Raw genomic sequence first — 14,643 nt, forward strand, 5'->3', positions numbered from 1 at the left:
CAAGTATGAATAAAAAACAGCCAGCATAAGGCTGGCTGTTTGGTTTTAGTGATAGGTGTAGAGTTTTAGTCGTTCGTTATTGCTTGATTCTCAACTAACAGACTCTACATAACAGGCAGGTTGAGGAGTTCACTTTGTCATTATGCGTTTTGAGATTCGCTCACTGCCACAGCCAATGCAACCGTCGCTCCGACCATTGGGTTGTTGCCCATGCCTATGAAGCCCATCATTGCCACGTGAGCAGGAACAGAAGAGCTACCTGCGAACTGCGCGTCAGCGTGCATTCTGCCCATGGTATCTGTCATGCCGTAAGACGCTGGGCCTGCTGCTACGTTATCTGGGTGTAATGTTCGACCTGTACCGCCGCCTGAAGCAACTGAGAAGTATGGCAAACCTTGGCGAGTACGTTCTGCTTTGTAGATACCCGCAACCGGGTGTTGGAAGCGTGTTGGGTTGGTTGAGTTCCCCGTGATACTTACGTCCACCTCTTCTCGGTGCATGATCGCTACACCTTCACGTACATCATCGGCGCCGTAGCATAAGATCTCGCCACGAGGGCCATTTGAGAAACGGCGACGTTCTGTTTCAACGAGTTCACCCGTTTGGTAATCAAATTGAGTGCGAACATAAGTAAAGCCATTGATACGAGAGATTAAGTAAGCCGCATCTTTACCTAGACCGTTTAAGATAACTTTCAATGGGTTTTGACGTGACTTGTTGACGTTTAGCGCAATTTTAATCGCACCCTCTGCAGCAGCAAAAGACTCGTGACCCGCAAGGAAGGCGAAGCAGTGGCTCTCTTCATTGAGAAGACGAGCTGCTAGCGCGCCATGCCCAATACCAACTTGGCGTTGCTCAGCAACACTGCCGGGTTTGGTGAATGCTTGAAGGCCTTCACCAATAATATTCGCTGCTTGCTCTGCGCTGGTGGCTTTACGAAATAGCGCTAGTGCTGAGCCAAGAATATAGGCATCGGCAGCGCTTTCAAAAGCGATAGGCTGGGTGTCCATTACTAACGCTTTTGGATCAACGTTGTGGGCTTTACAGTATTGGTCAGCTTGCTCCAAAGAGTCGAAGTTCATTTCTGCCAATACGCGAGTTACTGATTCATTAAATTGAGTGTTCATCATATCTTTCCTCTAAATTGGCAATTAGTGTTGGCGTGGGTTAATAGTGGTCACGGCTTCATCGAAGCGGCCATAGGTCCCTGTCGCAAGGTCGGCCGCTTCATTCGCTGGCACGCCTTGGTTAATCGCCTTCATCATTTTGCCGAGGTTGAGATATTCGTAGCCAATCACTTCGCTGTGATCATCAAGTGCAAGCTTAGTCACGTAACCTTCTGCAAGCTCTAGGTAACGTACGCCTTTTGCAGCGGTTGAGTAACTGGTACCCACTTGGCTGCGCTGTGTTTGACCTAAGTCTTCTAATGCAGCGCCAATTTCTAGACCACCTTCAGAGAAAGCTGATTGAGTTCGACCGTAAACAAACTGCAGGAAGATTTCACGCATGGCTACGTTAATAGCGTCACATACTAAGTCTGTATTAAGTGCTTCTAGGATAGTTTTTCCGGTGAGGATTTCAGCGGCCATCGCGGCTGATTGAGTCATGCCTGAACAACCAATCGTTTCGATTAGTGCTTCTTCGATGATGCCGTTTTTTACGTTAAGAGTCAGTTTTGCAGCACCTTGTTGTGGTGCACAAGTGCCGACGCCATGGCTTAAGCCAGAAATAGCGATGACATCTTTTGGACTAACCATAGCGCCTTCAACTGGAATTGGTGCTGAAGTGTGTAGATCACCCCTTTGAATAGGGCACATTGATTGAATTTCTGAAGAGTAGTGCATAATGTTTTCTCACAGTTAGAGTCATTGAAGACCTAGGGCGTTGAGAAAACAGGACGTGTTGGAAGAGTTGCGGCTAATTCACTACAGATCTTGAGTATCGATAATCCAAAGGCGTCATGGAGCTTGGTCCTAATAGACTAAGTCCATTTCAAAATGGAGGAATAGCGATACATCCAACAGTATTACCTGTTTTCGATTCTGTAGGAGTCATTAGCACTGTTCGGAAAGAACGGGCGGTTGAAGCAAAAGCTTAGGTGGAACCCCATCACCTGATGGCTATAGATTAGATCTTTATCACACTTTCATGCAAGCGAATGTTTAGAGCAATTTCGACTATAAACAAGCTTCATTATATTTCGATAAGTATAAAAAAACGCCAATAACGAACTCTGATTAGAGGCGTCATTGACGTTTTTTAGAAAGCGATCAGCTAGTTACGCTGCATCTTCTTCTGCGTCTTCAACAGCTTCAAGCTTCTTAGCTTTTTTCGGAGCTGGTTTACGCTTAGCACCTAATGCGTAAAGAACTTCTTCTTTGTTCTTGGCTAGGTACATTGCAAGTTCTTCTTGCTTGCCTTCATCTTCAACTAAATCGCTTTTGCCTAAAAGTTCAAAAAGCTCATCAGCCATATCCAGCATTTTGTCGTATGCGTCGGCTTCGGCTTTAGAGGTAAAAGTCATTTTCTCTTCTCCGTTGCGTTCCACCACGTACTTGACGATAACAGCCATGGTTAATCCTCTAAGTTTGATAAATTTTACTGGCTTTTTATACAGTTTCTGATGCTAAAAGTCCAGTTGGAGCCCTAACTATGCGGCCTCAATCTTGATGTGTAGCCCAGTCTTCACAATAACTCATGAAAGATTTCAGCAGCGGGCTCTGGTATTTGTCTTTGTGTACTAGCATCCAGAAACGTCGTTTCATGTCGAGTGGCACATCAAGCGCTTTTACTCGGCCTGAATCAATCGCTCGTTGTGCCGCCAGTCGTGATAAACACGCGAATCCAAGATTGGCTGATACTGAATTGATGATCGCTTCAGTGGTGTTGAGTTCAAAGGATTCATACCAATGTTCGATGCGAGGCGCAACGGTACGAAGGAAAAACTCACGAGTCCCTGAACCTGATTCACGTAAAATCCAATGGCTGTCTTCTAAATCGCTTAAAGTTACTTTTTCTTTTGAAACGAGAGGATGTTGATTACTAACAATAATACACATTTCATCGCTGCTAAACTGACTCGAAATGAGTTCAGGGTGTAATGTTTTTCCTTCAATTAGCGCGATATCAAGTTCATAATCCACCAACTTTTGACAGATCAGTGCACTGTTTGAAATGAACAAGCTTTGATCCTGATGTTGAGTTCGTTCGCGAAAGCCTGACAAAATAAACGGTGCGACCTGATTACCAATCGTGTCACTCGCGCCGACCTTTAGATTGCCACTTAAAGGTTGATCATCACGGAACAAGACATCAATACCAGCAGCACGGTGTAATATCTCATCCGCCAATGGAAGTAACTTATGTCCCTCCTGGTTGAGAATTAATCGGTTGTTGACCCGGTCAAATAGAGAGTGGCCGAGTTGTTTCTCCATTTCGCCTAGTGCCATGCTGACAGCGGCCTTAGACAGAAACAGAGCCTCAGAGGCAGCAGTCAATGTCGAGTGCTGAGTGATAGTGACGAACACTTTGAGCTGTTTTATTGAAATATTAGCCATCAGATTCCTAGTTTAACTCTGCTGGTGAAAATGGGTTTTGTTCATTATTTTTGAACACTTGTTATATATAATTGGATATTGTTTAACGAAGTGCAAGCGTATTATGGCTTCAACAAGCTGATGAGTTCACAAGTTTTGTGAATTAAGTTTAAGAGAGGCTGACATGATTCAACGTATTAAATATAGATTAACAGGAGCTCCAACACCCATGGCAGGGTTAGCACTAGCAATCGCAAGCTTAGGCTGGTGCTGGGATGGTGTATTAGTATCACAAGATATCTTACATACACCGGGTTTGGTTCAATGGGTAAGCGCAGCGATTGCTGGATGTTTGCTTCTTGTTTTGGCTGTGAAGTTTTTGATTCACGGACATTTATTGCGTGCAGATCTTGCTCACCCAGTCGTGGGAAGTGTTGTACCAACGTTTGCGATGGGTTGTATGGTTGTTTCTGCTTCTTTGGCACCAATTTCGACCTTCCTCAGCGAAAGTGTTTGGTTGGCATCTGTGGCATTGCACGTGGTGTTCTTGGTGAGCTTCCTATACCACAGAGCAAAACAGTTTGAGATCCACCACATGGTGCCAAGCTGGTTTGTGCCACCAATCGGTATTATTGTTGCGGATGTTTCCTTCTCTGGTAACCCGACTCTAGAGCCTGTGGCAAACGCTGTTTTGGTCTTTGGTCTGTTGATTTATGCGGTAATGTTACCTGTGATGATCTACCGTTTGATCTTCTCTCATGAAGTGCCTGACGCAGCGAAACCTACCATTGCGATTATGGCTGCACCTGCAAGTCTATCTCTAGCAGGATACCTAACGGTTTCAGCAGATCCTTCACCAGTGATCATTGGTTTGTTATTTGGTATTGCAGTGTTGATGACGTTCATTATCTACATGGCGTTTTTCAAACTACTTCGTCTGCCATTCAGCCCTGGCTATGCAGCGTTTACCTTCCCAATCGTGATTGGTGCAACAGCCTTGTTTAAACTGGCTGCGTGGATGCAAGCACAAGGTATTGAAGCGCATTACATCAATCAAGTGTTTGGCCTAGCGTATCTTGAATTGATTGTGGCTACGTTGGTTGTGGGTTATGTCGCTGTTCGTTACTACATGAACTACAAACCTCATCGTGTTTTAGGCGCGGTAGCGGGTAGATTGTAAGAGGCAATAGTTCAAAAGATAAACGAAGCTTAAGCTTTCGGTATTTCATAAGCTTATATTCCTCATCCAAACTCAGCACTTATGCTAATCTGGCTTTATATTGTGGCAAGATTAGCGTGAGTGCACTTTGTTTACTGTTTACCATTCCAATAAAGTTGATACTTTAAAAATCCTTCTCGTTCACTTAATCAAAAGTGACCCTTTAGCCAATCCCTTCGAAAAAGAGCAGATCTTGGTTCAGAGCCCAGGTATGTCTCAATGGCTTAAGATGGAACTCGCCAAAGAGTTTGGCGTAGCAGCAAATATCGATTTCCCACTTCCTGCAACCTTCATTTGGGATATGTTTACCCAAGAGCTTCCTGATGTACCAAAACGCAGTGCTTTTAATAAAGAAGCGATGACGTGGAAGCTGATGAGTTTGTTACCCGCGAAACTTGACCACCCTGATTTCTTACCCCTACAGCGCTATCTTGAAAACGACGAAGATGACTCTAAGTTGTATCAATTGGCAGAAAAAATTGCCGATATCTTCGATGGCTACTTAGTGTATCGACCTGAATGGATGGCTATGTGGGAAGCAGGTGAGCCCGTTGCAGAACTTATCGATGATGAGGGACAGCAAGAGCACCCTTGGCAACCGATTTTGTGGCAAGCGCTCTATGATCAAACTCTGTCCCAAGGCCAATCTAAATACCACCGTGGCAACTTGTATCACGACTTTATTGAAGCGCTAGCCAATCAACAAGGTCAACTGCAGCACCTACCTAAACGCTTATTTGTGTTTGGTATTTCTTCGTTGCCTCCTCGTTATATGGACGCGTTGAAAGCTCTAGGTGAGCAGATTGATGTGCACTTGATGTTTACCAACCCTTGTCAGCATTACTGGGGCGATATTCGTGACCGTAAATACTTGGCGAGAGTCGAAGCACAGCGCCGCAAGCAGTTCGCTCTGGTTGATGGTTTACCTCAGCTTGAAGGCGAAGCCTCACCATTGAAAGATGGCATTGAAGCCAATATTGAAGACGAACTGCATACCAGCCAAGCCGTGGGTAATAGCTTACTGGCGTCTATGGGTAAATTAGGCAGGGATAACCTGTTCTTGCTATCTCAATCAGACAGCGAAGAGCACGAATTTTTTATTGATGTTGAGAGAGATAGCCTGCTTCATCAACTACAAGCCGATATTCTCCAGTTAGAAGAACATCAAGACGACCACATCTTAGATTCCAGTCACCATAAACAGGTGGTTGAGCTTGGCGATCGTTCTCTGACTGTACATGCGTGTCACAGCCCAATGCGTGAGGTTGAAGTCCTTCATGATCAGCTGTTGGCAATGTTTGATGCTGACCCGACCCTGAAACCGCGCGATATCATCGTGATGGTGTCTGACATTAATGCTTATAGCCCAGCGATTCAGGCAGTATTTGGTAATGCCCCGGGTGAGCGTTATATCCCTTACTCGATCTCTGATAGAACCGCCGACCAAGAAAGCCCAATTCTGACCGCCTTCATGCAGCTGGTCGCGCTACCGAATACGCGTTGTCTCGCGTCTGAGTTACTAGAGCTATTAGAAATTCCTGCGATGATGGCACGCTTTGGTATTGATGAGTTTCAATTCGAGCAAGCCAAGCAATGGGTTGAAGAAGCGGGCATCCGTTGGGGTGTCGATTCTTCTACGGCAACCGAGTTTGATCTGCCTGCAACCGAGCAAAATACCTGGCTATTTGGTATTCAGCGCATGTTATTGGGCTATGCGATGTCGGACTCTGCGGGCTTGTTTGAAACCGAACACTCTCCGATTGCCGCTTACAATGAAGTTCAGGGTATTAACGCCGAACTTGCGGGTAAATTAGCGCACTTTATCGATCGTATTGCCCATTATCGTCAACGCTTAACTGAAACACAATCTATCGATATGTGGCGTGAAACCTTGCTGCAAATGATTGATGATTTCTTTGCGGTTGAGCTGGAAGGCGAGGTGGTGCTCAAATCGATTCGCGATGCACTTTCACAACTGAGTGAACAGCTTGATGATGCCTTATACGAACAAGAGTTATCGCCAAGCATTATCTATCAGTACTTGAATAATAAACTGTCGGGTGCGCGTATTAGTCAGCGTTTCTTAGCGGGGCAAGTTAACTTTTGTACCCTGATGCCGATGCGTTCTATTCCGTTCAAAACCGTCTGTTTGTTAGGCATGAATGATGGTGTTTACCCTCGCTCAATGCCGCCAGAAGGTTTTGACTTAATGAACGGACGTACACGACCTGGCGATCGTTCTCGTCGTGATGATGACCGTTATCTATTCTTAGAAGCAATGCTGTCAGCACAAGAGTGTTTATACATCAGCTATGTCGGCCGTTCGATTCAAGATAATACCGAGCGAGTGCCGTCGGTGTTGGTTTCTGAATTGATAGAGTACTGCCAACAGAATTACTGCCTAAGTGAAGACCAAGCACTACCAAGTGACGATTCTGGTATCAACCTGACTCAAGCGATCAGCTTTGAGCACACCATGACACCGTTCAGCCCTGCGGCATTTACTCAAGGTGATGCGAGCCATGTATTGAGTTATGCCAAAGAGTGGTTACCTGCGGCTAACCGTTCAGGTGAACGCAGTGGTGAATTCAATCGTGCATTGGACGACTATTTGTTGGGTGCAACGTATCCGTTAGAACTCGACTTGGTTGAGTTGCAGCGTTTCTGGCGCTTACCGGTGCAATACTTCTTTAATCGCCGTCTCAAAGTCGTGTTTGAACCGCCACTTCCTGTAATGGAAGACGATGAGCCATTCGTACTCAATGGTTTAGAGAGTTTCCAACTTAAGGATGCTTTACTGCAAGTGTTGCTGGACCACCCTGAAGGCGCAGACGAAGCGGTTCGTTTGTTTGTTTCAGAGCAAAAAGCACAGGGTCGATTACCGGTCGGCGCCTTTGGTGATATCGAGTTTGAAACCAACCGTGTTCAAGCGGAAGACTTAGCCAAAGAGATTCGATTTGTGAGTGGTTCGCCGCAACAAGATCTCGAAGTTAATATCGAATTTGATGTGTTGGGCGAAGGTAAGCCTGTTCGCTTGATGGGGTGGTTAACTCAAAACTATCAATCGGGTCTAGTGCGTTTCCGTAGCGGAAAAATACGCTCTCAAGATTACTTGGCAGCGTGGATCGATCATCTATCCTGCGCTGTTATGGGACACGGAAAAACGACCCATATTATTGGCTATGACAGAAAAGAGGGCGTGGTTCACCAAACGCTACAGCCTATCGGCGATGCACAGCAAGCGAAGAGTATATTAGCTGAGTTAGTGCGACTGTTTTACCAAGGCATGACAGCGCCATTGCCTTATTTTCCGAAAACCGCATTAGCAGGTGTTGAAGCGGGTTTTAGTCGTGGTAAGTGGGTCGATGATGAAGAGAAGTCACTCAAGAAAATGGCCGATACCTTTAATGATAGCTTCGCCTTTACGGGCGAGGGCAGAGATACCTACATCTCACGAATTTGGCCTAAGTGGGATGATGAACTAGCTGCTGAGTCACGCATGTACTCGACGCTTGTGCTGCAGGCGGCAAGGTTGGCTGCAGCCGATCTGGAAGATCAGGAGTAGGTGGCTGTGATCGACAAGATCAATAACGAGTTCGCTGAATTAATGAAAGACAAAAGAGAGTCGCTGGTCAGCATTTGGGATGCTTACTTTCCAGTTGAAGGGAATCAAGGTGAAGGTAAGCAAGGTACAGGAAATAAAGTGGCCGCCAGTAAATCATTATTAGTGTAGGGCGTTCGCTGTACGGCCACAGGTCAGAGGGACCATTATTCTGTGGTTCAAAGTAACGTCGTAAAGTACAAAACTCGTACGCGCTTCTGAACTCGTGGGCGCATAGTAGCGAGGCGATCCGAATTGATCCGTGAGAGAGATCGCACTAACTATTAACAAATTAGCGTAGGACGTAAATTGAATGACGTTTTCCACGCTAGGTCACATTTATAGCAATAGTCACATTTTTAACAGACTCATCTATCAAAAGGCAGTAAGGCATGACGACCACAAGCAGTGTTCAGGTAATCGCTCCAAAAACACTCGATACCATGACGTTTCCACTTCATAGCGCGCGTTTAATTGAAGCATCGGCGGGTACGGGTAAGACATTTACCATTGCTGGCTTGTACTTACGCTTACTGCTGGGGCACGGTACAGCTGCGCCACAAGGCGATCTGACTGAAGCCACACGACACAATGAGCCACTAACCGTAGACCAAATTCTGGTGGTGACCTTTACTGAAGCGGCAACGGCTGAGCTGCGAGATCGTATCCGCGCGCGAATCCATGATGCACGCATTGCGTTTGCACGTGGGCAAAGTGACGACCCTGTGATTGCTCCTTTGTTACAAGCCATTGATGATCATGCTGGCGCGGCTAAAACTCTGCTTAATGCTGAAAGACAAATGGACGAGGCCGCGGTATACACCATTCACGGTTTCTGTCAGCGAATGTTGACCCAAAATGCCTTTGAATCAGGAAGCCGCTTTGATAATGAATTTGTGACCGATGAAAGTCACCTAAAAGCACAAGTGGTTGCCGACTATTGGCGTAAACAGTTCTACCCGCAGCCCATTCAACTCGCGGGCGAAGTGCGAAATATCTGGGGTTCTCCCGCTTCGCTATTAGCAGACGTAAATCGTTATCTGACAGGATCTCCGCTGAAATTAACGGTAGATGCGATGTCGGGCGACCTGCAAAGTCTGCACAACCAAAACCTAGGTAAAGTGAAGCAACTTAAAGCGCTGTGGTGTGAATCTGAAGCGGACTTTTTGGCTTTGATCTCTGGCTCGGATGTGAACAAGCGCAGCTACACCAAGAAGTCTTTGCCGACTTGGTTAGAAGCGGTGACTGCATGGGCACAAAGCGACACTCATGATTACCAGTTTCCAGATAAATTAGAGAAGTTCTCACAAGCCACTCTAATTGAAAAAACATCAAAGGGCACCGCGCCTCAGCACGCGGTGTTTGAGGCGATTGAGGACTTCTTAAATTCTCCAGCAGATCTAAAAGCTCCGTTGCTGGCGCATGCGATTACCCATTGTCGAACTATGTTAGCCAAGGCGAAACAACAGAAGCAGTGGCTATCATTTGATGACTTGCTGACTCAGTTGTCGGCGTCGATTGATGTGGATGAGCAATCCTTGCTGGTGGAAAGAATTCGCACGCTTTACCCGGTGGCGATGATCGATGAATTCCAAGATACCGATCCGCTTCAATACAGTATTTTTAGCCGAATCTACCTTGATAGCCCGCAATGCGGTCTGTTTATGATCGGTGACCCGAAACAGGCTATCTACGGTTTCCGTGGCGCGGATATCTTTACTTACATTAAGGCAAGAAACCAAGTTAGTGCTCACTATACGTTAGGCACTAACTGGCGTTCGAGTGCTGACATGGTCAGTGCGGTAAACCAAGTGTTTATGAATTCAGATAGCCCGTTTATCTACGACCAAGACATTCCATTTCTGCCCGTCGCTGCCAGTCCATCGGCTGATAAACGTCAATGGGTAATGAACGGAGAAACTCAGCACGCACTGACCTTTTGGTTGCAAGATGCTGAAGATAAGCCATTACCAAAAGGCGAATATCACAAAGCAATGGCTGAGGCGACCGCGAGTCAAATTCAAACCATTCTTACCGCTTCTCAAAATCAACAAGCCTATTTTGATAACGGCAAAAAACAACATGCCGTGAATGCGGGTGATATTGCTGTTTTGGTTCGAACCGGTAGTGAAGGTCGCCTGATCAAGAACGCGCTATCGGAGCAAGGCATTGCGAGTGTGTATTTATCCAACCGAGACAGTGTGTTTACCAGCTTGGTCGCGCAAGATATTCAACGCCTGCTACAAGCGGTGTTGACACCTGAAAACGATCGTGCATTACGCGCCAGTTTGGCGTCGGAATTGTTTGCTTTGGATGCGGCATCATTAGATGAACTCAACAATGATGAAGTGGTGTGGGAAAACGTCGTTAACGAGTTTAGAGAATATCGTAAGTTGTGGCTTCAGCGCGGCGTGTTGCCAATGCTTCGCAGCGTGATCAGTAAACGACATCTCGCGGAACGCTTACTGGAAGAAGAAAATGGTGAGCGCTCACTCACTGATTTAATGCACATTGGCGAATTGTTGCAACAAGCAAGACAAGAACTCGACAGTGACTATGGCTTGTTGCGTTGGCTGGCAGAAGCGATATCAGATGCACAAAATGGTTTAGGTGGCAGTGACGACGACATTCAACGCCTTGAATCAGAAAGAAACTTGGTTCAAATCGTTACCATTCATAAGTCGAAAGGCTTGGAATATGACCTCGTATTTTTGCCGTTTGTCGCGAGCTACCGTGAAGCGAGCGAAGGCAAGTTCTACGATCATGATTCAGATACTACCGTGCTTGATATTACTGGCAGCAACAGTGCCTTAGCACAAGCCGATAAAGAGCGATTGGCAGAAGATCTACGTTTGATTTACGTAGCGCTGACTCGAGCGGTCTATGGCTGTTTTATTGGTATGGCACCGCTACGTAAAGGGCGTTCAACCAAAGAGCCAACTGGCGTTCACTTGAGTGCTATGGGCTATTTGGTTCAAAACGGACAAGAGCAAGGCATCGCCGAGTTGCATCAAGCTCTATCTGCAATTGAGGGTAAGAATTCAAGCGTACTACTGTCTGAAACTCCGACTGCTCACGAGCACGTTTTTGTACAAACAGAGCAAGTGAGTGACGACTTACAGGCCAATGAACTTAAAGCTTCAATTGACCGAGCTTGGCGTATCACCAGTTACTCGGGGCTTGTAAAGCAAGGCAGTCACGGTGCGAGCCATGATGCGACAATTGAGGTGTCTGGCTTCGATATTGACTCGGCGGATGAACAAGATGAGTCGGAATTGATTGAACCTGAACGTTCTATATTCACGTTCCCTCGAGGCGCTCGTCCGGGGACCTTCTTGCACACCTTGTTTGAGGATATTGAATTTACCGAGCCTGCGACCAGCGAACACAACACGCAAGTAATCACTCACTTATTAGAGTCAGAACAATACGAACTCGAGTGGCTGCCCGTGCTTCAACAACTGGTCGATACGGTGCTGAACACCGCATTGGATGGTAAGAACTTAAAACTAAGCGGGAAAGACTCAACGCAACGATTAGTCGAGATGGAATTCTTATTGCCGATCGAAGTGTTGGCTGCATCTGAGCTCAATCAAACCATTCAGTATCATGATCCCTTGTCGGCAAAAGCGGGTGACCTAGGTTTTCAAACTGTACAAGGCATGCTGAAAGGCTTCATCGATTTGGTGTTTGAGCATCAAGGTAAATACTATGTGCTCGACTGGAAGTCGAACCACCTAGGTGATGACATTTCCGTCTACCATGGTGAGGCATTGAAATCGGCGATGGCCGACCACCGTTACGATCTGCAATATCAAATCTATGCGTTGGCATTGCATCGCTTCTTACGCAGTCGCGTTGCAGATTACAGTTATGAACAACATTTTGGTGGGATTTATTACTTGTTTTTAAGAGGAATGGACGGCCAATCTCAACAAGGTATTTTCTCGACTAAACCTACATTGGCTTTGCTCGATGAAATGGATCAATTGATTGACGGTAAAGTGATAGACAGACGTTCAGCACAATTGAATGACAATGAAACTGGACAGATGGGGCTTCTATAATGACAACAACGACCACTAATACCGGCATGGAAACTGCGAACTCTGTAAAGCCAGTTTCACTTATCCCTGAACAGCTCATGGATGTACTCAAGTTCCTTGCGGATAAGGGCTCAATTCGTCAATTGGATTATCAGTTTGCCCGTTTTATTACGCAGCAAGCGACGAGTCACCCTCAAGAGATCGGCTTTCTGGCTGGGGTAGTGAGCCATGAATTAGGCAAGGGGCACATTTGTACTCAGCTTATACAGCAGCATACGGCAGCCCCTGAACTAATGGCAGATCTTGCTCAGTTACTTGGTTTGTATGGTGAGACGGCATTGCAACTGAACCAGAAATTGTTAGGTATTGATTGGGCGACGGTTCTGCAATCATCTAACCTAGTTGGCACAACCAATGATTGCGTTAAGCCGCTGATGTTCGATGGGCAACGTGTCTATTTACAGCGTTATTGGAATTACGAAGTTGTGTTGGCTGAGACTCTAAACCGTTTAAGTAAGCCAGTAGAGTTCAATACTGAGCAGAAAAAAGCACTGACTGAAACGCTCAATCAGCTTTTTGCACGCAGTTATCACTTCCTGTTTAATGCCTTAGCCAAGGCTGAAGCAAACCAACAAACCTCTCAAGTATTACGTCAGCAGTTAGTGTGTGACCATCTAGATATCGCCGATGAACAGGCTTTGGATTGGGGTTCTATCGATCAAGCGATTGTTCAAGCCAAACAAGTGACCGATTTAGATGTGCTGGATAGTCTAGTGCCGTTATCTGTCTGTTTGAACTGGCAAAAAGTAGCGGCCGCGGTGGCGCTGAGTCGTCGCTTTGCGGTTATTTCTGGTGGTCCGGGTACCGGTAAAACGACTACGGTAACCAAGTTATTGTCGGCTATGGTCGAGCAATCGCTCAGCCAAGGTAAAACGCCAACGATTAAACTGGTGGCACCGACAGGTAAAGCCGCGGCGCGTTTAACCGAATCGATCGGTAAAGCAATTGAACAGCTGCCATTAGCACCTGAAGTAAAGGACAACATACCAACAGAATCGAGCACTTTACACAGATTGCTTGGCGCGATTCCTAATCGAGCGGAATTTAGGCACAACCGACGCAACCCACTCCACCTAGATATCTTGGTGGTGGATGAAGCTTCTATGGTTGATCTGTCGATGATGTATAAGCTGGTGGATGCACTTCCTGAGCACGCAAGGCTCATCTTATTGGGTGATAAAGACCAACTCGCTTCAGTAGAGGCGGGTGCTGTGCTCGGTGATATCTGTTCATTCAACTCTGCAGGGTACAGCAGCGCGCAAGGCAATTTGATTGCAGAGATGACAGGCTTTTATGCGATCGCTAAACCAAGACAAGACAAAGCTGGAGCTGTGAATCCGCCTGCGATTGCAGATAGCTTGTGTATGCTGCAGAAGAGTTATCGTTTCGATGCGCGCTCCGGTATCGGGCAGTTGGCAAAAGCAATCAACAACGGCTCTGCGAATCAAGTAGATCAAGTGTTTGCTAAAGGATTTGGCGATATCGAAAACCACCCTCTGTCGAGTGGCAGCTATAACTTGATGCTGCGTACCTTGGTTAACGAGTATGGTGCGTACCTCAATAGAATGAATGTGCCATTGGAAGAGTTAGAAACTCAAGAAGCACGCGCAAAATCGGTACTCGATTTGTTTAGTCAGTGTCGATTGCTGTGTTCCATTCGTGAAGGGGACTTTGGTGTTAAAGGTCTCAACCATAGAATTGAAAGAGCACTGGCCGCAAGGCGTTTGGTGAGCCCTCATAATGATGAGCTGTGGTATCACGGGCGACCTGTCATGGTGACTCGAAATGATCATGGCTTGGGTTTGTATAATGGTGATATTGGTATCTGTATGCTTGAGGCGGATTCTAGTCAACCTGACTTAACCCCTCGTTTGAAGGTCTATTTTGAGTTGCCAGATGGCAGTGTGAAAGCTGTGCTGCCAAGCCGAGTACCCGATCATGAAACGGCTTATGCAATGACAATACACAAATCTCAAGGTAGTGAGTTTGATCTGACCTTAATGATCTTGCCGCCAGATTTCAGCCCTATTTTAACGCGGGAGCTTATCTATACCGGTATTACACGTGCGAAGAAACGACTGATGATGTTCAGCGATACCAACGTGTTGAAGCGTGGGATTAAGGTGAAAACAGAGCGAGTGAGTGGTTTAGGCAGTCGTTTAACGAATTAGTCGATAATGG

9 protein-coding genes and 1 riboswitch are annotated in these 14,643 nt (G+C 46.2%); of the genes, 5 read left to right on the forward strand and 4 right to left on the reverse strand.

Annotation, left to right across the window (positions count from 1 at the left end; genetic code table 11):
* Positions 1-140 precede the first annotated feature (140 nt).
* The 4 genes from MSG36_RS19650 to MSG36_RS19665 all read right to left on the reverse strand — a co-directional run bounded on the left by MSG36_RS19650 (position 141) and on the right by MSG36_RS19665 (position 3,557).
* Positions 141-1,130, reverse strand: a complete 990-nt coding sequence (locus tag MSG36_RS19650; protein ID WP_248369376.1) for a GGGtGRT protein — start codon at positions 1,128-1,130, stop codon at positions 141-143.
* A gap of 21 nt (positions 1,131-1,151) precedes the next feature.
* On the reverse strand, positions 1,152-1,844 hold the full coding sequence (locus tag MSG36_RS19655) for an iron-sulfur cluster assembly scaffold protein (protein WP_248369378.1): 693 nt from the start codon (positions 1,842-1,844) through the stop codon (positions 1,152-1,154).
* A 194-nt stretch (positions 1,845-2,038) separates the two neighbouring features.
* Positions 2,039-2,123, reverse strand: a riboswitch (Fluoride riboswitch).
* Between the two features lie 155 nt (positions 2,124-2,278).
* On the reverse strand, positions 2,279-2,572 hold the full coding sequence (locus MSG36_RS19660) for a YebG family protein (RefSeq protein WP_008223840.1): 294 nt from the start codon (positions 2,570-2,572) through the stop codon (positions 2,279-2,281).
* Between the two features lie 88 nt (positions 2,573-2,660).
* Complete coding sequence (locus MSG36_RS19665; RefSeq protein WP_248369381.1) at positions 2,661-3,557, reverse strand: LysR family transcriptional regulator; 897 nt, start codon at positions 3,555-3,557, stop codon at positions 2,661-2,663.
* Positions 3,558-3,765: 208 nt separating this feature from the next.
* Here MSG36_RS19665 and MSG36_RS19670 point away from each other — a divergent pair, with 208 nt between their 5' ends.
* The 5 genes from MSG36_RS19670 (at position 3,766) to recD (ending at position 14,633) form a co-directional block, all read left to right on the forward strand.
* On the forward strand, positions 3,766-4,716 hold the full coding sequence (locus MSG36_RS19670; protein ID WP_248369383.1) for a TDT family transporter: 951 nt from the start codon (positions 3,766-3,768) through the stop codon (positions 4,714-4,716).
* Positions 4,717-4,843: 127 nt separating this feature from the next.
* The gene (recC, locus tag MSG36_RS19675; protein ID WP_248369385.1) at positions 4,844-8,320 is read left to right on the forward strand and encodes an exodeoxyribonuclease V subunit gamma; all 3,477 of its coding nucleotides are present in this window, start codon (positions 4,844-4,846) and stop codon (positions 8,318-8,320) included.
* Positions 8,321-8,326: 6 nt separating this feature from the next.
* Positions 8,327-8,488, forward strand: coding sequence for a hypothetical protein (locus MSG36_RS19680; RefSeq protein WP_248369424.1), 162 nt, complete (start codon positions 8,327-8,329; stop codon positions 8,486-8,488).
* A gap of 260 nt (positions 8,489-8,748) precedes the next feature.
* Positions 8,749-12,423: an exodeoxyribonuclease V subunit beta gene (gene recB / locus MSG36_RS19685; protein ID WP_248369388.1), complete on the forward strand. Its 3,675-nt coding sequence runs from the start codon at positions 8,749-8,751 to the stop codon at positions 12,421-12,423.
* Positions 12,423-14,633: an exodeoxyribonuclease V subunit alpha gene (gene recD, locus MSG36_RS19690; protein ID WP_248369392.1), complete on the forward strand. Its 2,211-nt coding sequence runs from the start codon at positions 12,423-12,425 to the stop codon at positions 14,631-14,633. Before recB ends, recD begins: the two co-directional genes overlap by 1 nt.
* The last annotated feature ends 10 nt before the right edge of the window (positions 14,634-14,643 follow it).

It is taken from the genome of Vibrio sp. 1CM8B (assembly GCF_023161685.1).
GTDB lineage: Bacteria > Pseudomonadota > Gammaproteobacteria > Enterobacterales > Vibrionaceae > Vibrio > Vibrio coralliirubri.

Coding starts and splice junctions, on each gene's coding strand:
- MSG36_RS19650 (WP_248369376.1), bottom strand. CDS start 1,130: ATGATGAACACTCAATTTAATGAATCAGTAACTCGCGTATTGGCAGAA.
- recB (WP_248369388.1), top strand. CDS start 8,749: ATGACGACCACAAGCAGTGTTCAGGTAATCGCTCCAAAAACACTCGAT.
- MSG36_RS19665 (WP_248369381.1), bottom strand. CDS start 3,557: ATGGCTAATATTTCAATAAAACAGCTCAAAGTGTTCGTCACTATCACT.
- MSG36_RS19655 (WP_248369378.1), bottom strand. CDS start 1,844: ATGCACTACTCTTCAGAAATTCAATCAATGTGCCCTATTCAAAGGGGT.
- recD (WP_248369392.1), top strand. CDS start 12,423: ATGACAACAACGACCACTAATACCGGCATGGAAACTGCGAACTCTGTA.
- MSG36_RS19670 (WP_248369383.1), top strand. CDS start 3,766: ATGGCAGGGTTAGCACTAGCAATCGCAAGCTTAGGCTGGTGCTGGGAT.
- MSG36_RS19660 (WP_008223840.1), bottom strand. CDS start 2,572: ATGGCTGTTATCGTCAAGTACGTGGTGGAACGCAACGGAGAAGAGAAA.